Annotated in this window: 23 protein-coding genes; 11 read left to right on the top strand and 12 right to left on the bottom strand. The window is 46.5% G+C overall.

Annotated elements, in window-relative coordinates:
* Nucleotides 1-266 precede the first annotated feature (266 nt).
* The 4 genes from QT973_RS04085 (at nt 267) to malQ (ending at nt 5159) form a co-directional block, all read left to right on the top strand.
* Nucleotides 267-2057 carry a CHASE2 domain-containing protein gene (locus QT973_RS04085; RefSeq protein WP_333232029.1) on the top strand — a complete coding sequence of 597 codons (1791 nt, stop codon included), beginning with the start codon at nt 267-269 and terminating at the stop codon, nt 2055-2057.
* Between the two features lie 74 nt (nt 2058-2131).
* A complete protein-coding gene (locus QT973_RS04080) occupies nt 2132-2890 on the top strand; it encodes a MinD/ParA family protein (protein WP_333053036.1) in 759 nt (252 codons plus the stop codon).
* Nucleotides 2891-3064: 174 nt separating this feature from the next.
* Nucleotides 3065-3190 carry a photosystem II protein Y gene (locus tag QT973_RS04075; protein WP_333053037.1) on the top strand — a complete coding sequence of 42 codons (126 nt, stop codon included), beginning with the start codon at nt 3065-3067 and terminating at the stop codon, nt 3188-3190.
* Nucleotides 3191-3650: 460 nt separating this feature from the next.
* Nucleotides 3651-5159 (top strand): 4-alpha-glucanotransferase, encoded by a 1509-nt coding sequence (malQ, locus tag QT973_RS04070; RefSeq protein WP_333053038.1) that lies wholly within the window; start codon nt 3651-3653, stop codon nt 5157-5159.
* Nucleotides 5160-5680: 521 nt separating this feature from the next.
* On the opposite strand, the gene QT973_RS04065 is transcribed toward malQ, so the two are convergent.
* Both QT973_RS04065 and QT973_RS04060 read right to left on the bottom strand, forming a co-directional pair.
* A complete protein-coding gene (locus tag QT973_RS04065; protein WP_333053039.1) occupies nt 5681-6562 on the bottom strand; it encodes a RodZ domain-containing protein in 882 nt (293 codons plus the stop codon).
* Complete coding sequence (locus QT973_RS04060; RefSeq protein WP_333053147.1) at nt 6559-7353, bottom strand: pseudouridine synthase; 795 nt, start codon at nt 7351-7353, stop codon at nt 6559-6561. Before QT973_RS04060 ends, QT973_RS04065 begins: the two co-directional genes overlap by 4 nt.
* A 618-nt stretch (nt 7354-7971) precedes the next feature.
* On the opposite strand from QT973_RS04060, the gene QT973_RS04055 reads away from it, so the two are divergent.
* Entirely contained in the window at nt 7972-8748 is a 777-nt protein-coding gene (locus QT973_RS04055) for a DUF2993 domain-containing protein (RefSeq protein ID WP_333339435.1), read from the top strand.
* Nucleotides 8749-9100: 352 nt separating this feature from the next.
* Nucleotides 9101-10369, top strand: a complete 1269-nt coding sequence (locus QT973_RS04050) for a transposase (protein WP_333209715.1) — start codon at nt 9101-9103, stop codon at nt 10367-10369.
* Between the two features lie 30 nt (nt 10370-10399).
* Here QT973_RS04050 and QT973_RS04045 read toward each other — a convergent pair whose 3' ends face one another.
* From QT973_RS04045 to QT973_RS04035, 3 genes are all read right to left on the bottom strand, one after another.
* Complete coding sequence (locus tag QT973_RS04045) at nt 10400-11326, bottom strand: phosphatidate cytidylyltransferase (protein ID WP_333053043.1); 927 nt, start codon at nt 11324-11326, stop codon at nt 10400-10402.
* A 349-nt stretch (nt 11327-11675) separates the two neighbouring features.
* Nucleotides 11676-12269, bottom strand: coding sequence for a precorrin-6Y C5,15-methyltransferase subunit CbiT (cbiT, locus tag QT973_RS04040; RefSeq protein WP_190659397.1), 594 nt, complete (start codon nt 12267-12269; stop codon nt 11676-11678).
* Between the two features lie 99 nt (nt 12270-12368).
* The gene (locus QT973_RS04035) at nt 12369-13982 is read right to left on the bottom strand and encodes an aminotransferase class I/II-fold pyridoxal phosphate-dependent enzyme (protein ID WP_333390675.1); all 1614 of its coding nucleotides are present in this window, start codon (nt 13980-13982) and stop codon (nt 12369-12371) included.
* A gap of 358 nt (nt 13983-14340) precedes the next feature.
* Here QT973_RS04035 and QT973_RS04030 point away from each other — a divergent pair, with 358 nt between their 5' ends.
* Complete coding sequence (locus QT973_RS04030; RefSeq protein WP_333053047.1) at nt 14341-14589, top strand: gamma-aminobutyric acid A receptor, epsilon-like protein; 249 nt, start codon at nt 14341-14343, stop codon at nt 14587-14589.
* 133 nt (nt 14590-14722) lie between these two features.
* On the opposite strand, the gene QT973_RS04025 is transcribed toward QT973_RS04030, so the two are convergent.
* Nucleotides 14723-15079: a hypothetical protein gene (locus QT973_RS04025; RefSeq protein ID WP_333053049.1), complete on the bottom strand. Its 357-nt coding sequence runs from the start codon at nt 15077-15079 to the stop codon at nt 14723-14725.
* 121 nt (nt 15080-15200) lie between these two features.
* Between QT973_RS04025 and ychF the strand changes: the two genes are divergently transcribed.
* Both ychF and QT973_RS04015 read left to right on the top strand, forming a co-directional pair.
* Nucleotides 15201-16292 (top strand): redox-regulated ATPase YchF, encoded by a 1092-nt coding sequence (gene ychF / locus QT973_RS04020; RefSeq protein WP_333244213.1) that lies wholly within the window; start codon nt 15201-15203, stop codon nt 16290-16292.
* A 21-nt stretch (nt 16293-16313) separates the two neighbouring features.
* Complete coding sequence (locus QT973_RS04015; RefSeq protein WP_333209713.1) at nt 16314-16679, top strand: phage holin family protein; 366 nt, start codon at nt 16314-16316, stop codon at nt 16677-16679.
* Nucleotides 16680-16830: 151 nt separating this feature from the next.
* Here QT973_RS04015 and QT973_RS04010 read toward each other — a convergent pair whose 3' ends face one another.
* The 3 genes from QT973_RS04010 to QT973_RS04000 all read right to left on the bottom strand — a co-directional run bounded on the left by QT973_RS04010 (nt 16831) and on the right by QT973_RS04000 (nt 18920).
* Nucleotides 16831-17277 carry an NUDIX hydrolase gene (locus tag QT973_RS04010; protein ID WP_333053053.1) on the bottom strand — a complete coding sequence of 149 codons (447 nt, stop codon included), beginning with the start codon at nt 17275-17277 and terminating at the stop codon, nt 16831-16833.
* Nucleotides 17278-17435: 158 nt separating this feature from the next.
* On the bottom strand, nt 17436-17888 hold the full coding sequence (locus QT973_RS04005; RefSeq protein WP_333053055.1) for a DUF3531 family protein: 453 nt from the start codon (nt 17886-17888) through the stop codon (nt 17436-17438).
* A gap of 15 nt (nt 17889-17903) precedes the next feature.
* Nucleotides 17904-18920, bottom strand: a complete 1017-nt coding sequence (locus tag QT973_RS04000) for a Sll0314/Alr1548 family TPR repeat-containing protein (protein WP_333053057.1) — start codon at nt 18918-18920, stop codon at nt 17904-17906.
* A gap of 416 nt (nt 18921-19336) precedes the next feature.
* Between QT973_RS04000 and QT973_RS03995 the strand changes: the two genes are divergently transcribed.
* Together QT973_RS03995 and rsmG are read left to right on the top strand one after the other, a co-directional pair.
* Nucleotides 19337-20008 (top strand): energy-coupling factor ABC transporter ATP-binding protein, encoded by a 672-nt coding sequence (locus tag QT973_RS03995; protein WP_333232022.1) that lies wholly within the window; start codon nt 19337-19339, stop codon nt 20006-20008.
* Nucleotides 20009-20112: 104 nt separating this feature from the next.
* Nucleotides 20113-20856 carry a 16S rRNA (guanine(527)-N(7))-methyltransferase RsmG gene (rsmG, locus tag QT973_RS03990; protein WP_333053061.1) on the top strand — a complete coding sequence of 248 codons (744 nt, stop codon included), beginning with the start codon at nt 20113-20115 and terminating at the stop codon, nt 20854-20856.
* 66 nt (nt 20857-20922) lie between these two features.
* On the opposite strand, the gene QT973_RS03985 is transcribed toward rsmG, so the two are convergent.
* The 3 genes from QT973_RS03985 to QT973_RS03975 all read right to left on the bottom strand — a co-directional run bounded on the left by QT973_RS03985 (nt 20923) and on the right by QT973_RS03975 (nt 23461).
* The gene (locus QT973_RS03985) at nt 20923-21678 is read right to left on the bottom strand and encodes a Fe-Mn family superoxide dismutase (RefSeq protein WP_333053062.1); all 756 of its coding nucleotides are present in this window, start codon (nt 21676-21678) and stop codon (nt 20923-20925) included.
* Nucleotides 21679-21891: 213 nt separating this feature from the next.
* Nucleotides 21892-23097, bottom strand: coding sequence for an aldo/keto reductase (locus QT973_RS03980; RefSeq protein WP_445243030.1), 1206 nt, complete (start codon nt 23095-23097; stop codon nt 21892-21894).
* Between the two features lie 28 nt (nt 23098-23125).
* Nucleotides 23126-23461, bottom strand: coding sequence for a hypothetical protein (locus tag QT973_RS03975; RefSeq protein WP_333209705.1), 336 nt, complete (start codon nt 23459-23461; stop codon nt 23126-23128).
* Between the last annotated feature and the right edge of the window lie 10 nt (nt 23462-23471).

The raw sequence follows: 23471 nt of genomic DNA, 5'->3' as shown, positions 1-23471 counted from the left end.
AGTCGAGGGCGCAGATACACAATTTATACCTTGACATATCATCAATAACATTAATTAATTCGAGCGGCAAGTGGATTCTCTGTCGGAAAAATCCGGTTGCCTAGGTCGCAAGTATCATTGGATACAGTTGGTCGCTACGTAAGGTAAATTTTTGTAACAAAGCGGTCGGAGTTTCCGAGTGTTCTAAGATGGAGGAAGTCTCCGGCAGGTGGGGAATGTGAAACAACTGCTGTTCCAGAAACGAGTCAAACTTTTATGCTGGGATAATGAGTAAAATATCTAACAAAATTCGATCGGCAGTGGCTCAAGTGAGTCAAAGGTATAAACCATCACTCTTCTTGGCTAAGTCTGTATTAATTGCCAGCGCGGCAGTAACATTATCCTTGATGGGAGCCAGACAGCTAGGAATACTCGAACCAGTAGAATTAAGCGCTTACGACCAAATGGTGAGGTGGCGTCCCGATGAACAGCCAGACTCGCGTTTGCTAGTTGTGGGGATTACCGAAGCAGACATTCAGAAACTGAATCAGTGGCCAATATCCGATCGCAAAATAGCTGAAATCTTACAAAAACTGGAAAAAATGCAGCCGGCAGTCATCGGTTTAGATGTACTGCGAGACGTACCTTTAGGAGACGGGCGCGAGGAATTGACTAAATTTTTACAAAAAAGCGATCGAACGATCGGGGTATGTTTAGTCACCGACGGAAGCCCGGACAATCCCGGTTCTCCGCCTGCGCCGGGGCTGCCACAAAACCGGGTGGGATTTGCAGATTTCGGAGTCGATCCCGGTGGCATACTCCGCAGAGCTTTATTATTTATGAAACCGCCGAAAATTGAGGGCAACTCTTCTGCCCAAAAACATCTTTGCAATGACAATTCTCAAGTTTTATATTCCTTCAACCTCCAGCTAGCACTCCGCTACCTGCAAGGGCAAAAAATCTATCCCAAACTGGCACCAGATCAATCTTTATGGCTGGGAGAAACTCAATTAAAACAACTAGCAAGCAATGACGGAGGATACAAAAATGCCGATGTCAGGGGATATCAAATATTAATTAACTATCGTTCCCGGCGGCCAGTCGCAAACCAAGTCAGAATTACCGATGTTTTAGAAGGGAAAGTTGACCCGAATTTAGTTAAAGATAAAATAGTTCTCATCGGTTACACCACAGAAACCGTTAAAGATTTATTTTATACTCCTTACAGTGGGCGACAGCAAAAAAACCAATTCATGCCGGGGATCGTGGCACACGCACAAGTAGTCAGCCAAATTCTGAGTGCAGTTTTAGACAACAGACCGATGTTTTGGTTTTGGCCGGAATGGGCAGAAATCATGTGGATTTCGGCATGGTCAATTGTGGGAGGAACCTTGGCATCCCGGATGGCTCACCCAGCGAAGTTGACGGTGACATTTGGAGCACTGCTGTCCGGGTGCTGCGCGATCGGCTTTGGGATTTTTCTGTTGGGAGGGTGGGTGCCTGTGGCAGCGCCAGCCTTAGCATTAATCGTAACTGGCGGTAGCATTGTATCAGCAGAGAGATTTAATAAAGCCGGATACGGGAAAGCAATTAGCGATCGAGTAAAACAAGTCTTCAAAATCGAAATAGACCAAGCCAAAAAAGAACAGCAAGTCGCAGAAATCACAGAATCTGATTTCTTTAAAGAATTGCAGCAAAAGAAAGATAAACTGAGGATTGGCAAACAAGAAACCTCTGAAAAAAAACTTTCCGAACCCCAAGAAATAATTGCCATTACCCCAGAGCTTCCCAAGGTCGAAAGTCAGACAGACGATTACTTAGCTCAGTTGCAGGAAAAAGCCAAACAGCATCAGCAGCGGGCCGCCGTGAGTGAATCGGAAAGCGGCTCTCAAACGGGTGTCCCGATAGATACCGGTTGTCGTGCTAGTTCAGCCGAAACTAAACCTGATGACGAGTTCAGCGATTTGCAAACCAAAGCCAAACAGATGCGGCAGCGCAGGGGCGGCCAAAAGATGATAAAAGATGAAAAAATTGATAGTTTAGCAGACAAGGAGGATTTGGGGGACAAGGAAGAATGACCGACAACTCGACTGTATCATCGAGAATTGCATCATAATGGGTTCTCCCCGTTTCTTACCCTCATACGCAGATCATGTCCAAAATCATCTCTGTCCACTCTTACCGGGGCGGAACTGGCAAATCGAACACGACAGCAAACCTGGCATCTATTATCGCTCGCGGCGGAAATCGGGTCGCCATTGTGGACACAGACATTCAATCACCGGGGATTCACGTGCTGTTCGGTTTCAGCGAGAGCAATATGGATCGCTGCTTGAACGATTACCTGTGGGGCCGATGTCCGATCGCGGATACGGCCTACAATGTGAGTTCGCTGCTGCCAAAATTAGCCAGTAACGGCAGCCTCTACCTGATTCCTTCGAGCATTAAAGCAGGCGAGATAGCGCGAGTTTTGCGGGAAGGCTACGACGTGGGACTGCTTACCGACGGCTTTCAAGAACTGATCGAGGTTTTGAACTTAGACTACCTATTTATAGACACGCACCCGGGGCTCAACGAAGAAACCCTCCTCAGCATCACCATTTCCGACATCCTGCTGCTGATTCTGCGTCCGGATCAGCAAGATTTTCAGGGAACGGCTGTCACGGTAGATGTGGCCCGCAAATTAGAAGTTCCCAAGATTTTGATGACGATTAACAAAGCCCCAGAATCGCTGGATTTCGAGGATTTGAAGCAGCAAGTAGAGAGTATTTACGACATCCCAGTGGCAGGGGTACTGCCCCACAGCGACCAGATGATGCTGCTCGCCAGCAAGGGGGTGTTTGCGCTGCACTTCCCTAACGACCCTCTAACTAAGGTTGTGGAAGGGATTGCCAAACAGATTGTGGGATAATTGGTGCAGCGAATGCCGAGATCCGCCCAGGAGTTTCGCTTTCGCTCTCAATTCTTGGGGAGCGATGTCCTCCTGCGTATCCCGAATATTTGCTTAGAGAGTCAGGAGAATGGCGACAAAATGAGATACAAATAGATTATGAGAATTTGTTAAAAAACTTTAGGAGGAGAACTCATGGATTTTGACTTCCGCATACTAATAGTATTGATGCCCGTATTGTTGGCGGGCGGCTGGGCGGCTTACAACGTCGGCGCTATAGCTCTCAAACAAGTGCAGAAATTGTTGAACAAGCAAGCATGAACTAAGCATTATCACCAGTAATTTCGCAGCCGGCTGTTTTTAAAGATACAAAACAGCCGGCTGATTTGTGCATGGGCTCTGCTTAAGTGATGGCTGATTTTTTGTGGGCAATTTACGACTGCAGAGAGATGGGGCAAAACCCAAAAAAAGTTAAGTTTAAAGGTTAGGCAGAAACCGGCTAGGCTCAAGCAACATACTTTGTTGCAGCAAACGAGCCTGGGTAAAAAAACCTAGCTGTGAAAGTAGGGCGATCGTGTAAGTTCGGATTTTGATGTGTTGAACTCTACTGAGGATTTATGAGTAGAGTTATAAAAATATGGGGTCAGCACGCGATCGCAGAAAATATGAGACAATCACAAAAGTATTTGCCCTAACAATCCCCCTAAAAACTACGAAGTTTAACTGGTAGGGAATATCGGTCAAATTGTCAATGTTAAATTCCTATATCTTTAGATAGATTATGCTTTTTCCCCGATCGAGCGGCATATTACTCCACCCCACATCCTTTCCCAGTCGATTTGGCATTGGGGACTTGGGAATGGAAGCATATCGCTTTATTGACTTTTTAGTAGAGAGCGACCAGCTATACTGGCAGCTATTGCCGCTGGGCCCGACAGGATACGGCAATTCTCCTTATTCGTGCTATTCAGCAATGGCGGGAAATCCGCTGCTGATCAACCCAGAACTGCTGCGGGACCAGCAATTGCTCGCAGATGAAGACTTCGCTAATTTACCAGAATTTCCGCTGGATTATGTAGACTTCGATCGAGCGATCGCCCTGAAAGTGCCTTTGCTCAAAAAAGCTTGCGAAAACTTCAAAGCCAAAGCATCCCAGATCCAGCAAAAAGAATTCTCAGGTTTTTGCGAAAGCAAAGAGAATTGGCTGGAAGATTACGCCTTATTTATGGCACTAAAAGATCGCTTTGGCGGTGTTAGCTGGAACAATTGGGAACCAGAAATTGCCCGTAGAGAGCCAGAGTCGCTAGAGAAGTGGCGCCAGCAGCTAAATGCTGAGATTTATTACTACAAATACGTCCAGTTTGAGTTTTTTCGCCAGTGGACGGAGTTGAAACGCTATGCTAATATGCGGGACATTAAAATTATTGGCGATATTCCGATTTATGTAGCTCACGATAGCGCCGATGTATGGTCTCATCGCGAAATATTTTGCTTGGATGAAGCCAGCGGAGAACCAGCTTTAATGGCGGGAGTTCCCCCTGATTACTTCAGCAATACAGGTCAATTGTGGGGCAACCCCGTATACAATTGGGAGAAGTTGCAAGCAACTAATTTTGAGTGGTGGGTGCAGCGTTTTGAAGCGATTTTCTCTTATGTAGATGTGACTCGGATCGACCACTTTCGAGGATTTGACGCTTACTGGGCGGTGAAGCGCGGACAAGAAACTGCGATCGAGGGAGAGTGGATTAAAGCGCCGGGAACAGCTTTGTTGGATCTAATTAATAAGAAGTTTGGCAACTTGCCGATTATCGCTGAGGATTTAGGGGTAATTACTCCAGAAGTGGAAGCTTTGCGCGATCGATACGAGTTTCCAGGAATGAAGATTTTGCAGTTTGCTTTTGCCGGTGGTCCGGGCGATCCTTTTTTGCCTTTCAATTACGATCGCAACTCCGTAGTCTACACTGGTACCCACGACAACGACACGACTGTCGGCTGGTTCAATCAACTGCAAAACTACGAAAGAGATGAGGTTATGCGTTATTTGGGCTGCATCGATCCCCAAGGAATTCACTGGTCTTTAATCCGCATGGGTTGGATTTCTGTTGCTAATATGGCAATTGTGCCGTTTCAAGATTTGTTGGGTTTAGGTACTGACGCGCGGATGAATTTTCCGGGGAAACCAGAGGGAAATTGGGGCTGGCGGTATCGGCCAGAAGCTGTGAATTGGGAAGTGGGCGATCGGCTAAAAACTATGACTTACATCTCCGGGCGCGCTCCTAATAAACATTGATTGTCGGGAAGGGGTAATTGGTAATTGTTAATGGGTAATATCAAACCTGTTAACATCGGAATTATTCCTATCTCTCTTCTCTTTATCTGCGTGAATCAGCGTCAATCCCTTGTCCGGGGCGGTTCAGAAATTATCTTTTCTTGACCGCAGATACAGGCAGATGCAACACAGATTAACGCAGATGAATTCTATCAATTCCGGTTGCACCATCCGTGATTGTTAACCGAAAGCATCCAGGATACCCGCCACGTGATTCATCCGTCCAGAAATAAAAAACCTGTATCCCATGAAACTTGCCGAACGTATTTATCTCGCGCAAGTCAATGCTTCAATTCTAAAATCTAAAATCTAAAATCTAAAATCGATTGACTGTTGACTGGATTTGACTATTCCGATGCAACCGGGTTTGATAGAATGGGTAATTGGTAATTGGTAATGAGTGAATCAAGACGGACATTCTAATTAAACTCTGTGGACTGCCCGCTATTACCTATTACCCATTAACAATTACCCATTAACAGTCAACCTTGATTCTGGGGCGGTGCTGAAGGCTTAAGTTCGCTTGCTTTAAAAACAACTTCTTTAGCGACTCCAGGCTCTCCGAGTTGTTCGGCTTGTCCGTTATTAACAGCAACCATTACCCCGCCGGCGTTACCTGCTACCACTACCAATTGCTTTTGAGCCCCCCAGGTGCGAACAGTCCCGGTCGGCAAAGTTCCCTCAAACTCTGTTTTACCATCGACTTCAACCTGCATCCACGATTCTGCTTTAAAAGTGACGCTAACCATTACTGGTTTATTGCCAGATTTATTTAAATTTTGACCGGTTCTTACTGCTTCGACAGCCTCGTAACTATCCGGTTTCTGATTTTGTGAGGCTCTTGATGCCTCAGCAGCGGTGCGAGCTTGTTCTTGCTGCCCAAGCGCTAGTTCTTCGGCTCCCGCACCGTTTTTTGCGGTAACAGAACCGCTCATCAATTGAGATAAGACATTGACCGAACAGATAATTAGAAATGTGTAAAAGAGGTAGAGGTGCATCGGCCGCAACTGAGGCCCATCTTGCCAAGATAGCTTGGTTATCGATCGGGGCGGCGGTTCGATCGGAAAAAATTCGGCAAACTGAGTTCCGTCCAAACCCATTGCTTCAGCGTAGCGCTTGATCAAACCCTGAGTGTAGACGGGTTCGGGAAGTTGGTCGAGTTGACCGTCCTCGATTGCTTGTAGCAGATTCCGCCGAATCATTGTTACCACGGCTACTTTGTCCAAACAAATCGACTGCTGTTCGCGGTACTGACGGAGTTTAGCTCCTATTTCCGCTAGCTTCTTCTGAGCTGGTTCTGGCTCTTGGGAGTGCAGTTTCTGCTTAGTGGTTTTGAAGAATAAAAACAATAAATTCTTTGTCATATGCTGTGCTCCTGGGAATTTACTGGCACGCTTATTGATGTTAGGTTGACTAGATTCCATAAATAAATAATTTCCGCATCTTCTAGGGGTCGGCAGCAGCCTGGTGGCAATATTGGCGAACCGGGCCGCTGCAATTGAATCGGGCCAATGGCTGTGCGGTGCAGGCGCACCACGGGATATCCCAAGAGCTCGGCTGTTCGCCGAATCTGTCGGTTTCTGCCTTCTGATAGAATGACTTCTAACAGAGTTTGGTCTTGCGCGCGATCGAGAACTTTAACTTTCGCGGGCAAAGTTTTTCGGCCGGACAAGATGATGCCCTGACGCCACGTTTGTAGTATGGGTTCCGGGGGATCGCCGCTCACCCAAACCTGATAAGTTTTGGCGATCGAGTGACGCGGATGGGTCAAACAAAATGTCAGCTTACCATCATTGGTGAGCAAGAGGGCGCCGGTGGAATCTGCATCTAAGCGTCCTACGGGGTGGATGCCTTGACCCGAACGCAGTTGGGGTGGCAGCAAGTCGAGAACTTTCGATCGGGATCTTGGATCGCTGCAAGTAGAAACTACGCCTGCCGGTTTGTTGAGCAACAGATACACCTTTGCGGGTTTATCCGTTGGTTTCACCGGGACTCCATCGACTTGGATGAGATCGCGATCGGGATTCGCTTTTTCTCCTAAGTGAACAATATTGCCATTAACTCGGACTCGTCCAGCTACAATCATCTGTTCTGCAAGACGGCGAGAGGCAATGCCCCACTGGGCGAGGATTTTTTGCAGCCTTTCATCAGACATGACGGGAGTGTGGAAATCCCCAACGAGCGAACGGTGGGGAGGAAACACGACACGGTTAATTGATTAACCGTACTAGCAATGCTCAATTCCTGGTTGGGAATAAATTATAATGCTGACCAATTATTACAGGACGCCCGGCAAGAGTGCAGATTGTCCTTGTGCCCGGTGCAGATTGTCCTGATGGCATTACCCTGAATGCTGTGCAAAAACTACGACGAAAAGACTCGCGGCAGGCACAGGTTTGCACCGTTGGTTTGCGGCTGGTTTGAAAGGTGTGGGTCTGACCCGACCATAAACCAACACTACCATAAATTCCGTACTACTGGTTAAATTTATACGCTCGATCGCGAATTTTTCATCGGGATCGCACAACTCGTGAACTACCCAAAGATCCCAAGGGGAGAAAGGTGAGAATTTTTCTGCTTCTGGCGTTGCTGATGCCAGATTTCTGCTTGGTTTTGGAGTTAATCGGACTGGTTTTCATCAACCCTGTTTCTAAGAAAAATCAAAGGTTGACAGCGGTACATCTGTGCAGAAATCGGGTTTTTGAGTCCAGATGTGCAAGTTCTAGTTAAATTTCTGTGCTTGAATATTAAGGTTTATATTCTGAAATTGTTTATGACTGTCGATCGAAACTCTCTTCAATTTGACAATAGAGATAGCGCTGCTGGCTCTGGTGGGACTATTAATCTCGGCGAGCAGCCGAGTCAAGGCAGCCGGATCGCGAGCGCGGTGCTGTCTCCGGCGGTGCAGTTGTGGCTGCGATCGCAAGTTCAGCAGGTGGACGACTTGAAGGTGAAAATTGAGGGGAGCGATCGACAAATCTTCAGCGGTGCGATCCCCAAAGTCACGGCTGCCGCGACAGGTGCTGTGTATAAAGGACTACACCTAACTGAAGTTGCCATAGAGGGCTGTGGCATTCGCATCAACCTCGGTCAAGCTCTCAAAGGCAAACCCCTGCGCCTCCTGGAATCCGTTCCCGTGACAGGCGTTTTGAGGCTCTGTCAGGCGGATTTGAATGCGTCGCTGAAAGCGCCTTTGCTGGCTGATGCTTTGAGCGAATTTTTGCTGCCTATGCTGCCGCTGACAGATAGGGAAAAGTCGCTGAAGTTGCAAAATTCGCAGATCGCAATTGAGGCGGGTGTGTTGACGCTTTCGGCGACAATTTTGCGCGCTGGCGGTAGGCAAATTCCTTTGGTATTGCGGACTGGTTTGCGGATAGCCAGCGGTCGCGAATTGATGTTTGAATCACCCGAAATCGAAATGGATGGAGAATTAAAGAGCAGTGATTTCAATGGTTTTAAAATTGATTTTGGGCCGGAAGTTGAGATAGAAGAGTTGATTTTGAGTCCGGGGGAGATTGTTTGTCGGGGGGGAATTAGAGTTTTACCTTAGTTAGTTGAGAGTTGACAGTTGAGAGTTGACAGTTGACAGTTGACAGTTGACTTTAACCTGGTTCCTCGCTAGAGCCTGGGAATACATACCCAATGCCCAATGCCCAATGCCCAATTCCCAATGCCCAATGCCCAATGCCCAATGCCCAATGCCCAATGCCCAATTCCCAATTCCCAATTACCGATTAACTGTTTGAGGGGGTTTGGGGGAGATATAAGTCCCACGCCATAATCTCCGATTTGGCGTTGGGATACATGGACTCACCCAAGCAAATTTTATCCGGTCAATCAGGCGTAAAATCTGCAATAGGTGAAGGTCTATAGACGGTCAATACCGTGTTATAATTATCTTCATGACACTGATTATGAACTACTGCTACCGAATTTATCCCGACGCCAGCCAAGAGCAGACCATGCTGCATTGGCTGGAAATTTCTCGCAAGGTCTATAATTACGCTTTGCGAGAAATCAAAGATTGGGTGAATTCGCGTAAGTGTAGTTTAGATTATTGTTCCCTGGAACGAGAATATATCATTCCAGCCGACAAGACATTTCCCACCTATTACGCACAACAGAACACACTCCCCAAGGCGAAGAAAGAGTTCCCATTGTTGGGAGAAGCCCCTTCTCAAGTTCTGCAAACTACTATTCGTAGATTGCATGATGCTTGGAATTATTTTCAGTCGCGGGGGTTTGGCTTTCCTCGCTTCAAGAAGTTTGGACAGATAAAGTCCATGCTGTTTCCTCAGTTCAAGACCAACCCGATTACATGGTGGCAGATTGCTCTCCCCAAGGTTGGGAAGATACCCATTAATGTGCATCGACCTATCCCACAGGGGTTTGTGGTCAAACAGGCAAGGGTATTGAGGAAAGCTGACAGATGGGAAGTGGTAATCACAATAGAATCTGACGTATCGATACCCGATGCACAACCTCATGGACACGCACTGGGTATTGACTTGGGATTGGAGAAATTTTTGACAACCTCGGATAAAGAGTTTATCGCTAGACCCCGATTCCTGGCATCCTTGTACCGCAAGCTGGAATTGCTGCAACGTAAGTATGCCAGAACGAAAAAGGGTTCTAAGAACAGTGAGAAAGCTCGAATTAAGGTTGCTAGACTCCACAACCACATCGCGAGTGTTCGGAAAGATTGGCAATTCAAGCTGGCTAATCATCTGTGTACCAAAGAAGATATTGGGATGGTGTTTGTTGAGAACTTGAATTTGAAAGCAATGTCGAGAGGGATGTTGAGAAAACATACCCTTGATGCCGCTTTTGGTCAGTTTCTCAACCTGCTGGAGTGGGTAGCAAAGAAACATCAAGTCTACTTCCTGCGGGTCGATCCAAATGGAACGTCTCAAACCTGTCCTAAGTGCGGAACGCATACGGGTAAAAAAGAACTTTCTGAACGAGTGCATCGATGTAGTGAGTGTGGATATGAGACAGATAGAGATCATGCAGCATCAGAAGTCATTAGGTTGCGTGGTCTAGAACTTAGTACGCTGGGACTCAGCGGAATAGAAAATGCCTATGCAGTCGGTCTGCCGGGGATTGATGAAAGTCAGTCGGCGTCAGAGGCGAAGTCCCGCAAGGGAAGAACTAGGAAAGCCAAATCGTGAGGTTTGGAAGCCTACACTGTAATTTTTGATTCAGTGTAGGAGGATGTCACTTAAAAAAGAGTCGATCGCGGGCAATAGTAAAGTGACAAAATAGTAGACTAAGGGCGCGGTAAAAACATAACTGTCGGTGCGATCGAGAATGCCGCCGTGACCGGGGATCAACTGTCCCGAATCCTTAACGCCGGCGTCTCGCTTCATCATCGACTCAGTTAAATCTCCCAACAGGCTAGCAACCCCAATCAACAGACCAAAAGCAGCCCCAGTATACAGCCACCCCGGCCAGTGTAAATACCAAGAACCAGCGACTGCCACGGCGATGCTGCCGCAAACTCCAAATACGGCACCTTCAACGGTTTTTTTGGGGCTGATGTGGGATAGGCTAGTGCGCCCGAAGAATTTGCCGACAAAATAAGCTCCAATGTCAGCGGCCCAGATGCAGAAGAAAGCCAGCAGCAGCGAAGTCAATCCTAAAGATATATGGCTAGAAGTTGTCCAAGACGGCGGCGAGTAAATGTTAACGGGCAAATTGCTTGCTACTGCTTGCGAAAATTGGGTTGTAGCAAGATTGGCTGGGTCGAGGCCGACTCGCAGCCGTACCCAATAGCTGGGCAAATAACCGCCGTAGAACAATCCTAAAACTGAGGAGGCAATATCGGCGATCGTCGATAATTTAGGTTGGAATAACAGGTAGAAACAGATTAAGGTTCCCGCTAGAGGGAACATGGCATCTACGAGTTCCGGTGCTAGGGCGGCAGTAATTAATAGCCCTTGACTGACGGCTAAGGTAGTTTTGGCAGCGGGTGCAATACCTTTCGCCCTGGCTAATTGAAAATATTCCAATTGGCCTAGGTAGACGATGACTCCAAAGCCGACGGTGAAGTACCATCCGCCCATAATAATCATTCCCAAAGCAAGGGCGATCGCAACTATTCCACTCAGGATACGAGACCAAGGCATAAAATGAATTTCTCTTGCAGACGGCGGTGGATCATTCGATTTTGGATTTTGGATTTTGGATTTTGGATTTGAGATTTGGGATTTTTCTAGAGCACGAGTTGATCCCTTGCACAACTAACCCCCATCCCCCATCGGTCATCCAATATCTCAAGTCAGGCGGTCAATCCAGCTATGGTGGCCCCTATTCTTAAGTATGAAGGTTAAGTGAACTTAAAAAAGATTAAGAATTACATTTAGGAATGGGCATAGGGCATAGGGCATGGGGCATTGGGTATGTATTCCCAGGCTCTGCCGAGGAACCAGGTTAAAGTTAACTGTCAACTGTCAAGTGTCAACTGTCAACTAACTTCTAATCCAGCTTTTCGCCGCTGAGAATAAATATGGGATTGACGGCGGCAAAGGTTTGACTGAGGCCGCGAGTCTCCAAGCGGTTGACGGCGGACTGGACTACTTCGATGTTGCGGACTTGTAACTCGGCGAAACCTTCGGAAAGGGCGTAAAGATTCTCTAAATTCGATGCTGTGGCGACAACTCTACCGTGGGGTTGCAAGTACCGCCAGACTTCTTGGAGAATGGCTTTAATGGGGCGACCTCCTTCGATGCAGACTCGGTGGGGGGGTTGGGGCAGGTTTTCCAGGCATTCCGGGGCACTGCCTTCTATGACTTCTACGTTGTCGAGCTCGAATCGATCGCAATTTCTGCGAATCAAGCTTGCTACTTCTTCGTCCCTTTCGACGGCAATAATCCGACCTTTGGGACACAGCAAACCTGTTTCTACGGCGATCGTACCAGTACCTGCACCGATGTCCCACACGACTGAATCTGCTTGCAGCCGCAGGTGGGAGATTAACAGCAGTCGGACTTCTCGCTTACTCATGGGAATTCCCGGTAAACGTTCAAATAAGTCATCCGGGATGCCTGGAGTGACGTAGGGCCAAAGCATAGTTATATTTTTGAATTTTGATTTTTGATTGAAGCAAGACCGAAGTTGGAACTCGCGGAAGAAGTAGAAATTCTGCCAATTTCCCCCAAGCCTTCATATTTACTGTCGCACAACCTTGAGAGTTTGGAGGCCGGGATCGCTACAACCTGTGATTTTTCCGCCGGCGGCCAGGATTTGTTGCAGGTAGTCAACGGCTGCTGGGGTAATGATTTCACCGGGCATTAGGACTGGTATTCCTGGGGGGTAGGGACAGATGAGTTCGGCACTGAGGCGATCGACTGCTTTGTCTGCGGGTACTGTTTCCGCTGGAAAAAAGAAAGCCTCGCGGGGGGAGAGGAGAGGGGGAGAGGGGGAGAGTGGGAGAGTGGGAGAGTGGGCAAATCTTCCATCGGACATCGGACTTCTTCTCTCGGACTTCTTCTTTCTTCCGACGGACATCGGACTGACATCCGTTACATCCGTTACATCCGTTACATCCGTTACATCCGTTGCCGAACTTCCTTCTTCCTGACATCCGTTACATCCGTTACAGAATCCGTTGCCGAACTTCCTTCTTCCTTCTAAAAGAGTACAAGCTTTAACTAAATTGTCAATATCTAATTCTGTATTTCCCAAGCTGATAATAAATGTTAAATGTTGAGGCATGGGAAGTTCTGCGGTGACGCCGAGTTGAGAGTGCAAAATTTCATCGGCGGCAAATCCTGTGATTCCTAAATCTGATACTTTTACTGTTAGCCTGGTGCGGTCTAATGCTGCAAAACCCGGTGTATTTAAGGGTTCTAAAACTGATAAGCCGGGAATTAGACTGATTCGCGATCGCGCTTTTTCTGCTAGCTGTAAAGTTTGCGCTATTAATTCTTTGCCGTGGAGTGCGATTTGTTGGCGGGCGGCGTCTAGGGATGCTAATAGTATGTAACTCGGACTGGTAGATTGTACTAACTGCAATGCTCTATTTAATTTTTGGATATCTATGCGAGATCCCTTGACGTGCAGCATCGATGCTTGTGTCATTGCACCGAGGGTTTTGTGGATTGATTGTACTGTTAAATCGGCACCCGCTGATAGTGCCGGTTCTGGCAAGTTTGGATGAAAGTTAAAGTGCGCGCCGTGAGCTTCGTCTACTAATAACGGTATGTTGTATTGATGGGTAATTTGGGCGATCGCCCGCAAATCCCCGCAGACGCCGTGATAGGTTGGGTAAACCATCAATACTGCTTTGGCGTCGGGATGTTGTTCTAGGGCTGCGGCTGTAGCTTTTGGGGTGATGCTGTTGGCAATATCCCAATCCGGGTTGTACTCTGGATTGACAAAAATTGGAATTGCACCGGATAAAATTAAACCAGAAATCGCCGATGAGTGGATATTTCGAGGTAGGATAATTTTATCTCCTGGGCTGCAAGTCGCTAAGATGGCGGCGATAATTCCGCAAGTCGAACCGTTAGCCAAAAACCGAGTTGATTTTGCTCCAAATGCTGCGGAGGCTAAGTCTTGAGCTTCAGCAATTGCACCTTCTGGGTTAAAGAGATTGTCTAATTCCGGCAATTCCGGCAAATCCGCTCTAAATACTGCCGCACCGAATAAGTCAATTAGGGGTTGAGAGATTCCTTGTCCGCGTTTATGTCCGGGGGCGTAGAATGGGGCGTGCGGATGATTTGTGCGATCGCGCAAGGCATCTAATAGGGGAGTTTTTGTTTGAGAGTTTGCTGGTGACACGCTTAATCCTGATTGCTGTATTTGATATCTAAGTAGAGCGATATGAAAAAACCATAATATCTTCTAGGGACGGGTTGAGCTAGTACCTTTACTTTCAGGCAGTTTCTTGCTGTACTCACGCGATCTACCCATCTCATGTTTATTTGTAACCACCTACTTAGTTTAATGCTAAAGGCATAAATTTATGCGGAAGTAACAGTTAATTATAGCTATTTAGATAGATGTGTTCACTGCACTCTTGAGTTTAAAATTATGAGATAAAAGAGTACCACAACTCAGTTATTTTTGTTGAAAAATATAGCTAGAAGTGGCTAGCAAATGTTTTTGAAACATCTCTATTAGCGAGCAAAACACTAACATGATTTTTCCCAACCCTACTCCATTTCCCGGCCCGCAGATTCCCAGCACCGAACCGGGGCTGCCGACTATACCCGCATCGCCACCAGTGCCGGGCCCCGTTCCCGAACCGATTCCCGGCCTTGTACCGGAACCGGTACCTGCGCCAATTCCCCAGCCAATTCCCGAACCGGTGCCGGAAACTGTACCCTCTCCGATTCCTCAAACAGTGCCGGAGCCTATTCCTCAGACAATCCCTGAACCTGTTTAAATTATGTTTTAGTCGATCGCGAAATTTAAGATTGTTTGTCAGGCCGATCGCAAAAACCGGCTTTCTCCAAAGTCCCCAATCTTTTTGATGAATATCAGACTTGAAAAAACTCGGTTTTTGCGTAGATTATCGATTACTTGAAGTTGAGCACATTCTGTTCACAAAGGTTAACCCCACGCATATCAGTGTATTTGCCGTCAGAGTAGTCGACCCTGACATCAAAAACACAGCCCGCAGAATCCAAGCCCTCGTACTCAGCTCGATTCCACTCAAAAACTTCCTTTTCCCGATCTGGAATCGGGCCGTCTAACATGTTTTCTCCCCAATCATCCTCGACAGAAGACAGATAGAGGGCTGTCATCGTCTTGCCGCTGTTGTTAAACACCGAAATTTTGATCATCTGAGCGAAAACGCTAGCTGCTGTGAGCCCTAACAGAGGCAGCGACAGCCCCACAGCCATCGTTACTTTGCTTAACCATCGGTTAACCATTGAGCCATCTACCTCAAGTTGTATATTTATTCAAGCCTAGCAGTGGAAGTTAGAAAGCACAAGTCAGATATATTGCTATTGCTTATGATATTTTGATACAGTGATATGTTTCTAAATAGCTATGCTTACTGCCGGAATTGTCGGACTGCCTAATGTTGGCAAATCTACTTTGTTTAATGCTCTGGTTGCTAATGCCAAGGCGACTGCTGCTAATTTTCCTTTCTGTACGATCGAGCCAAATACGGGTATCGTGGCAGTGCCAGACGAACGGTTGAAGGTGCTGAGCAATATTTCCAATTCCGCGCAAACTGTGCCGACGCGGATGGAGTTTGTTGATATTGCGGGTTTGGTGAAGGGGGCGAGTCAGGGAGAAGGACTGGGAAATCAGTTTTTGTCTCACATTCGGGCTGTAGATGCGATCGTCCATGTTGTCCGCTGTTTTGACAATGATGATATTATTCACGTTGCCGGTTCTGTCGATCCCCAGCGAGATATTGACATTATCAATCTCGAATTAATTTTAGCAGACTTAGCTCAAATTGAACGCAGGCTCGATCGCACTCGCAAGCTGGCCCGCAACAACAAGGAAGCTCAGGCCGAAGTGGATGTACTCGAAAAATTAGTCGCTGTTTTGAATGCCGGGAAACCGGCGCGGCAGTACAATTTCACAGATGAAGAAGCTGAATTAGTTAAAGGTTTGGAATTACTGACCAACAAACCAATTATCTATGCTGCTAACGTATCTGATGACGATTTAGCAACGGGAAATAGCTATGTCGAACAAGTGCGGGAAGTAGCAGAAGCCGAAAATGCTAAGGTTGTCATAGTTTCGGCGCAAGTTGAGTCAGAATTGGTGGAGTTATCCGAGGAAGAACGAACGGATTTCCTAGAATCTCTGGGGGTCAAAGAAGGTGGCTTGAAATCTCTGATTCGAGCTACTTACGAATTATTGGGTTTGCGGACTTATTTTACTAGCGGCCCGAAAGAAACTCGCGCTTGGACGATTATCGCGGGAATGTTAGCACCCCAAGCTGCAGGGGTGATTCACTCTGATTTTGAACGGGGTTTCATCCGGGCAGAAACTGTAGCTTATGAAGATTTGGTTGCTACGGGCGCGATGAATGCGGCTAAGGAAAAAGGCTTAGTTCGCAGTGAAGGAAAAGAGTATGTTGTACAAGAGGGGGATGTGCTGTTGTTCCGATTTAATGTTTAGCTTTTTTAAGGAGATTGGCACATGGATATTATTTCGCTGGTAATTGCTTGGCTAGTTACTTCCGTGAGCTTTTTTATCATTTCCAAGTTGCCCATCGGGGTGGATATTGACACTTTTGGAAAAGCGATGATTTCGGCGGCGGTTTTTGGATTGCTGAATGCTTTGGTGCGGCCGCTTTTTGTGGTTTTGGGTTTTCCATTGCTGTTGGTAACTTTTGGTTTGTGGATAATTGTTATCAACGCTGCTATCTTTGGATTGGCGGCTTGGCTAGTGGATGGATTTCGCTTGCGGTGGGGAATTTGGAGTGCTTTGCTGGGTGCTATAGCCCTCGGTTTTATCAACTCTTTGCTCTATGAGCTGTTGCGGACTCTGCCTAGTGTAAGGTAAATCCGGGTAATGCGGGGGGCGGAAGGAAGGGGCGGGTTTATTCATCCTGTTAGTTATCGCCAATATTTCAGGTGAAACCTGCCCCGACGGCAAATATTTTAGGTGTAATTCTCCCATATCAGGTATTTGTTTTTTGGTATTGGTTGAGTTATTAGCCTTCGCAGTAGTCGATAAATTTGTCGGGAACTAGGCGCAATTCGCCCGATCGAAAGCGCTCGACGGGCATCCAAAATGCAGTATGTTCCCCATCTCCGTCTGCAAAATCCAGACTCTCCAATTCATAAAATTTGCGATCGACAAAATCGCACTGGTATAGTTGTATTAATTCGTGTCCGGCTTTGCCATTATAAACAAAGAAGTTTTCCAAACAAGTCAAATATTTGATATTTGTTAACTCGGCTTGAATTTCTTCTTGAAACTCTCTTTGCAAAGCGTCGGTGCTGTGCTCTCCGAATTCTACGCCGCCGCCCAAAGCGCGGTAAAATGTGTCTTTTGTGACCGGATCTTCGCATTCTGACACGAAGATGCGATCGCCCGATCGAATTAATCCTAAAACAATGACGCGAATTTTACCTTGCATAATATAGCCATCAGTCATCAGTCATTAGTCATTACGCATCAAAACCAAAGAAACCGGGTTTTTTGCCCTTCAAGCGTTGTAACAAAGTATTCAAGGAAAAAAACCCGGTTTCTGATTACCCGTGCGTCCAGGACTATATTATCCGTGTATCCGTGTCATCCGTGTCGTGCCAACGTTTAATTATCAGCAGCAAAACCCTCTCTGCTCCTCCTATTTTCAATTGGCCAGTCTATATTTTCCCCGCCAATAATTAGTTTTTCAATCGTTACGAATTCTTTGCTGAGTTGCTGGAAAACATTAATCAAAACATCGATTCCAATGGCATCGCTAGTGCCCAAATCAAACCAGCAGCGAGCCCAATAACCTTGATACTCCATTTCTCCCATATTGTGCATCAAAGCCATCATGCTTTGGTCGGCTAGATTAACATCGTAATTCATATCACTGATGTCTAAGCCTTCATCTTGAACTTGCAAATTTTCCGCATTAAATCCTCCAAGTTTTCCCAAGAAAAACCAAGAGTCAAACACTTCTTCAACATACTGTTTTTCACCGTTTGAAGGCACGTTGCTGAACTTCAGCCAAATCCAGAGGTCAAAGGGGTTAAACTCGCGAAACTCTACTTGCATAGTTTTTTGGTGTTTTTATAGTGGTGGTAAGGCTGCCGGCCCCCAGACTCCATCTGCATCTCTGATTTTATCGCGCATCGGGTCGCAGGCGCGAGATTGGCTGTCGAGACGGTTACGGGTTCTGCACTGCTGAAAGAAGATTTCGGCTACTAAACTGCGCGGAAGTTGGTCGGGTTTTGCTAAGGCTGCGTCGAAGTTTTTTCGGGCTTCCTCAAGTAAGGTTTTGTTGCCGTTGTTCCTCTGGGATTGGGAAAACAAGATTTGTGCTTTTAGATAGAGAACTTCGGGATTATTTGGCGTTTCTGCTAGGGATTTGTTCGCAAATTCTAAAGCGCGATCGTACTTTTTTAAGTCTCGATATCCTACTGCCATGCCGCGATAAGCTAAGTAGCGGGGAGAGGCTTTTTGTTCGAGTCTTTGAATTGCTTCGTTGGGGTTGGAAAAGGGTAGGTTTGTGGCTAGCATTAAGTCCATGTAGCCTTTGATCAGGTTTAGTTCTGGGTCGTTGGGCGCTATTTTATCGGCCGCTTCTAGGTATTGAAATACTACTCGCAATTTACTCAAAGCTTGGGGCGCGCCTTTGGCTGTTCCTTCTTTGGCTATAATGTTCGCCCCTTCTAGAAAGTGACCTGCTGCTGTGTAAATATTGCCGCGCAATGGATTAGTTTTCGCCAATTTTTCGCCGACTTCGCGGGTTTTTTGCGCGTAGGAATTCATCGAGTTTAAGTCCTGCTCGATGTAGGAGAGGGAGGCTGCCATTGCATAGGCTAGTGGCTCGTTTGGTTCGGCTGATAGTGCTTGTTGAACTTGTGCTTTTGCTTGTTTGTAGTTTCCTTGCTGAAACATTGTTTTGAAAGCGGTTTCGGTGTTGGGCCCGATCGCCTGCGGGTTGCTGCTGCGAAAGGGATCGCCCGCTAATGCTGAGTTAATGCAGATGCCCAGGGCGATCGCTCCTGCACAGGCGATCGCCCGCACTGTCTGTTGAGAACTTAACATTTGCTTGCCCACCGATGCTAAAGGAGTTTTCGTCATCGTCAATTCTCTCAATGTAATATACTGTAAACTAGAAACAAGAGAGTTAAATTTTCAGACTTTCGGGCCGCCACCAAAAAAAGAGTGAAATTTGCTTGATTTTTTGTGGTTGTTGAGGTATATTTTAATAATGGGAGTGTGACTTGTAATATATTGACGGACAGATTTCCATTATTAAACTATACCATGAAAAAACAGAAAAATCAAACGCCACTCCTGAAAAAAAAAGGAAATTTTTGTTAAGATTTATGTAAAATAATTGTGTGCGATCGACCCCTGCCAAAAACCGCCTTAACTATCAATAGCACAACCAGAAGTTCCCCCCTCCAACAATAACTATTTTTCTGATTGTTCACTGTTGAGTGTTAACAACTGCCAACTAGCAACTGCCAACTGCCAACTAACAACTGCCGTTAATGCTTTATCTAAAAAACTTAGTATATCATCCTACCGCCTGTCCGAATCCTATTCTGAAAAATATTAACTTAGAACTGCCATTGCAGCAAATGGGGCTGATTGTGGGTCGCAGCGGTTCTGGCAAAAGTACGCTATTAGAAATATTAGCAGGTTTAGCCGAAAAAACTAGCGGCGACATCCGCTGGCGGGAACAAGAATTAACACCGGAACACTTGCAACAGTTAGGAGGGTTAGTGTTCCAGTTTCCCGAAAGGCATTTTTGCGGAGGCACAATTTTAGAAGAATTGCGGTTGGGGCATCCTGAATTGGGACAAGAACAAATTAACTCAGCAATGGCAGAAGTGGGACTAGGACATTTGCCGCTGCGCGCTTCCCCCCACGCTTTGAGCGGCGGACAACAGCGCAGGGTAGCCCTGGCGGTGCAGCTAATTCGGCAGCCGCATTTGCTACTTTTGGACGAACCGACGGCGGGTTTGGATTGGTCGATGCGGCGGCAGTTGGTAAGCCTGTTGAGTAAGTTGAAAAGTCACTGGACTTTGTTGATTGTTACTCACGATGCTAGCGATTTGTTGAGTGTAGCCGATAAATTTTGGACTCTAAACCACGGGGATTTGCAAGAGGTCGATCGGGCTAAATTAGAAGCTAAGGAAACGAGTTTTGTTAGTCATTAGTCATTAGTCATTAGTCATTAGTTAGTGCGGGCGGGTATATCGCATTATGAAGCATTTTTAAGTGCAGAGAATTCGCAGAGCTTACAAAAGAGTGGGAATAGAAGATGAATCAGATTACAATGCCTGTGTTGCCCCAGATGAACGAGTTGTGGCAAAAAACGCTGAATTGGCAGCCGGATGAGTCGCAGCAGCAACAATTTCAGCGACTTTATGAGTTAATTGTCGAGGGAAATTGCTCCTTGAATTTAACTCGAATTACCGAACCGATGGAGTTTTGGGAAAAACATTTGTGGGATTCTCTGCGGGGAATTGCGAAACTGCTGCCAGCTAATCACAATTCGGCGGAAAATCCCGAATTTGTCGCCGATTCGGTGCAGAAAGCGATCGATATTGGGACTGGTGGGGGTTTTCCGGGGTTGCCGATCGCGATCGCCCTGCCGCAACTATCAGTTACTTTGCTCGATTCTACCCGCAAAAAAATTACTTTTTTGGAAACAGTTGTGCCGTCTTTAGGGATAGAAAATGCGGCAACTTTGTTGGGCAGAGCCGATGAAATTGCCCGACAGCCGCAGCACAAACAAGCTTACGATTTAGCATTTCTCCGAGCAGTGGGAGCCGCTCCTCTCTGCGCTAAATGTGCGCTGCCTCTGCTAAAAAATGGCGGTTTGGCGGTACTTTACCGTGGGAATTGGACGGTGGAGGAAGAGACGGAGTTGCAAAGGGCGATCGAGCATTTGGGCGGCACAGTTGAGTCAGTCGAAGCATTCACAACGCCCACGAGTCAGGGGGCGCGGCACTGCGTTTACTTGCGGAAAGTTGTACAGCAGTTCGATCGTCCCGTGCGCTAGTAGGGACACGGCACTGCCGTGTCGTGTATTTCATCGGCCGTGTCCTGTATTTCATCTAATTGAAAACTACCCGATCGCCTGTTCGTAGCGCTTGTTAATTTCCGCCCAATTAACAACATTCCACCAAGCTTTCAAATAGTCGCCGCGCAAGTTTTGGTACTTGAGATAATAAGCGTGTTCCCAAACATCGTTACCCATAATTGGATAATTTCCCTGCATGAAAGGAGTGTCTTGATTGGCAGTAGTTGTAATCTCAAGTTTGCCAGCTTTATTACGGACTAGCCACACCCAACCGCTGCCAAAACGCTTGGCGCCGGCATCGTTAAATTTTGTTTTAAAATCGTCCACACTGCCGAAATTTTGCTGGATTGCTGTTGCAATTGCCCCTGTCGGTTCGCCGCCGCCTTTGGGACTCATGATTTCCCAAAACATACTGTGATTTAGGTGTCCGCCGCCATTGTTACGCACGGTTGTGCGAATATCTTCCGGCACTTTGCTCAAATCTCGCAGCATATTTTCCGCAGTGATATTTTTGAGTTGCGGGTATTTACTAACAGCATCGTTGAGATTTTTAACGTAGGCGGCGTGGTGTTTGTCGTGGTGAAATTGCATTGTCCGCGCATCGATGTGCGGTTCTAAAGCATTGTATTCGTAGGGCAGGGGTGGCAGTGTAAAAGCCCCCGAAGTTTGGGCTATTTTTGGGCTTTCTGCAATTGGACTTGCTGGGGATACATTATTTCCTGATGCTTGGCAAGCACCTCCGGTAATAGCTCCAACGCTGGCAGTCAGCAAATACAAGAAATCTCGGCGTTTGAGAGTCATAAAAAGTACCTAAGTGAATTATTAACTGTTTTATCTCAAATTAAAGCAAAAGGGGAGTGAGTTGAGAAAAAAGTTGTATCGCCCGAATGGATGAGACGGATGGGCGATGGTGGTGAGAGTTTCTCAAGTATAGGCTAATTGTATGCGCGTAACTAACTCACGTGCTCCGGTTCACCAACCCGGTTTCTGTCTCGAAACCGGGTTTTTTTTTGATTATTCTTGGGACAAGCGTTGGATGGCTTCGCCTCCAAAAAGCCGATCGGCTGCTTGGAGAATACCGGGAATTTTAGCAGCGTGGGGACTGTGGGCTAGGCAGCGGCGCAAGTCTAATTCATCGAGGCGATGGCGTTCCGCCCCGCAAGCTACGGCTTTTTGGCCGGGGAACCAGTGACTGGCATTACCTAAAAGGTTGTAGCGCATCTTGCAATAGTCGATCGTATCGTAAGCCTGCGCCAAATTCCACAGCCACAGAATCACATAAATATTAATACCTCCGGGAGTATTTTCGATAGTTGGTAAACCGACGTGCCAAGTCTTAAACCAATCTTCTCCTAATTTATCAATTGCTGCTTTTTCTAACTTTTCTAATATCGGTGGCAAAATTTCATCGGCTCTATCTAACAATTCTACAGCTTTCAAATGCTCGTTAAAATCTTCAGGTTTGGCGGCGCCCAAACTTAAAGTGTGTACTTGCGGATGCGACAAACAAAACAAATCATTAAACACCATCGGACTCAACGGATAGCACAAGTCTACCAATTTTTGCGGCGGGCTGTAAAGTTGACCGCCTTTATCGGAAGGACTGATAATAAAAACGCCCATATCGTGACGTTTAGCAGCTTCGATAGCAGGCCAATTACTTTGATTGATGTAGTACCAGTGCAAGTTAAGATAATCAAATTGATTAGTTTCAATTGTTTTGACTATCACATCAGTCGGGCCGTGAGTCGAGAAACCAATAAACTTAACTTTGCCTTCTGCTTGCAACTTTCTCGCCACATCCATGCAGCCGCCCGGACGGATAGACTCCTCTAGCAATTCCCACGTATTAATGCCGTGTAGTGACAGTAAATCGACGTATTCCAGTTGCAAATAAGCTAAGGATTTATCAAATTCTTCGCGGAACTCTTGGGAGTTTGGTTTAGGACTAACTTTCGTTTGCACTATCAATCTTTCGCGGGGAAAGTTCGGCAAAATTAACCCCAATTGCATCTCGGAAGTGCCGTAACCGCGAGCAGTTTCTATGTGATTGATGCCGCATTCAATCGAGTAACGAATCGTCGCTTCTAGATTTTGTTGATTGTCTGGGGGAATTTCATTGGCTGGCACGTCTTGCCATTTGTACTGATATCTCATGCCACCGCAGGAAAAGACGGGCATGGATAATTCTGTGCGACCGAATCTGCGATATTGCATCATCATAATCAAAGTCAATCGATTTTAGATTTTAGATTTTAGATTTTAGATTGAAGCTTTGACTTGCGCGAGATAAATACGTTCGGCAAGTTTCATCGGATACAGGTTTTTTCTTTCTCCACGGATGAATCACGTGGCGGGTATCCTGGATGCTTTCGGTCAAAGCTATAGCAGAAGGAAGAAAGAAGAAGGAAGAAAATGTAACAATCGCAAGGGTTTCACTGATTAAGAACTTCTTAATAGTCTTGGCGGTTGCTATAGGGTAAAAAACCTTGTTTTTGGTATTTTTGCGGGTTGTAACTCCCATATGGCAGCCTTCTCCTGAACAGGCAAGATGCCTGTTCCACAAAGAGTTATTGACCACCACTGGGGCAGTT

The organism is Microcoleus sp. Z1_A1, assembly GCF_036700305.1.
In the GTDB taxonomy this organism is placed as follows: domain Bacteria; phylum Cyanobacteriota; class Cyanobacteriia; order Cyanobacteriales; family Microcoleaceae; genus Microcoleus.
Note: the sequence above shows the minus strand (reverse complement) of the source record. Positions and strands in the feature narration are given on the sequence as shown.

What these genes read in the sequence shown, in the direction of transcription:
- QT973_RS04085 (WP_333232029.1), top strand. Translation starts at nt 267, where the DNA reads ATGAGTAAAATATCTAACAAAATTCGATCGGCAGTGGCTCAAGTGAGT.
- QT973_RS04080 (WP_333053036.1), top strand. Translation starts at nt 2,132, where the DNA reads ATGTCCAAAATCATCTCTGTCCACTCTTACCGGGGCGGAACTGGCAAA.
- QT973_RS04075 (WP_333053037.1), top strand. Translation starts at nt 3,065, where the DNA reads ATGGATTTTGACTTCCGCATACTAATAGTATTGATGCCCGTATTGTTG.
- malQ (WP_333053038.1), top strand. Translation starts at nt 3,651, where the DNA reads ATGCTTTTTCCCCGATCGAGCGGCATATTACTCCACCCCACATCCTTT.
- QT973_RS04065 (WP_333053039.1), bottom strand. Translation starts at nt 6,562, where the DNA reads ATGACAAAGAATTTATTGTTTTTATTCTTCAAAACCACTAAGCAGAAA.
- QT973_RS04060 (WP_333053147.1), bottom strand. Translation starts at nt 7,353, where the DNA reads ATGTCTGATGAAAGGCTGCAAAAAATCCTCGCCCAGTGGGGCATTGCC.
- QT973_RS04055 (WP_333339435.1), top strand. Translation starts at nt 7,972, where the DNA reads ATGACTGTCGATCGAAACTCTCTTCAATTTGACAATAGAGATAGCGCT.
- QT973_RS04050 (WP_333209715.1), top strand. Translation starts at nt 9,101, where the DNA reads ATGACACTGATTATGAACTACTGCTACCGAATTTATCCCGACGCCAGC.
- QT973_RS04045 (WP_333053043.1), bottom strand. Translation starts at nt 11,326, where the DNA reads ATGCCTTGGTCTCGTATCCTGAGTGGAATAGTTGCGATCGCCCTTGCT.
- cbiT (WP_190659397.1), bottom strand. Translation starts at nt 12,269, where the DNA reads ATGCTTTGGCCCTACGTCACTCCAGGCATCCCGGATGACTTATTTGAA.
- QT973_RS04030 (WP_333053047.1), top strand. Translation starts at nt 14,341, where the DNA reads ATGATTTTTCCCAACCCTACTCCATTTCCCGGCCCGCAGATTCCCAGC.
- QT973_RS04025 (WP_333053049.1), bottom strand. Translation starts at nt 15,079, where the DNA reads ATGGTTAACCGATGGTTAAGCAAAGTAACGATGGCTGTGGGGCTGTCG.
- ychF (WP_333244213.1), top strand. Translation starts at nt 15,201, where the DNA reads ATGCTTACTGCCGGAATTGTCGGACTGCCTAATGTTGGCAAATCTACT.
- QT973_RS04015 (WP_333209713.1), top strand. Translation starts at nt 16,314, where the DNA reads ATGGATATTATTTCGCTGGTAATTGCTTGGCTAGTTACTTCCGTGAGC.
- QT973_RS04010 (WP_333053053.1), bottom strand. Translation starts at nt 17,277, where the DNA reads ATGACTGATGGCTATATTATGCAAGGTAAAATTCGCGTCATTGTTTTA.
- QT973_RS04005 (WP_333053055.1), bottom strand. Translation starts at nt 17,888, where the DNA reads ATGCAAGTAGAGTTTCGCGAGTTTAACCCCTTTGACCTCTGGATTTGG.
- QT973_RS04000 (WP_333053057.1), bottom strand. Translation starts at nt 18,920, where the DNA reads ATGACGAAAACTCCTTTAGCATCGGTGGGCAAGCAAATGTTAAGTTCT.
- QT973_RS03995 (WP_333232022.1), top strand. Translation starts at nt 19,337, where the DNA reads ATGCTTTATCTAAAAAACTTAGTATATCATCCTACCGCCTGTCCGAAT.
- rsmG (WP_333053061.1), top strand. Translation starts at nt 20,113, where the DNA reads ATGAATCAGATTACAATGCCTGTGTTGCCCCAGATGAACGAGTTGTGG.
- QT973_RS03985 (WP_333053062.1), bottom strand. Translation starts at nt 21,678, where the DNA reads ATGACTCTCAAACGCCGAGATTTCTTGTATTTGCTGACTGCCAGCGTT.
- QT973_RS03980 (WP_445243030.1), bottom strand. Translation starts at nt 23,097, where the DNA reads ATGATGCAATATCGCAGATTCGGTCGCACAGAATTATCCATGCCCGTC.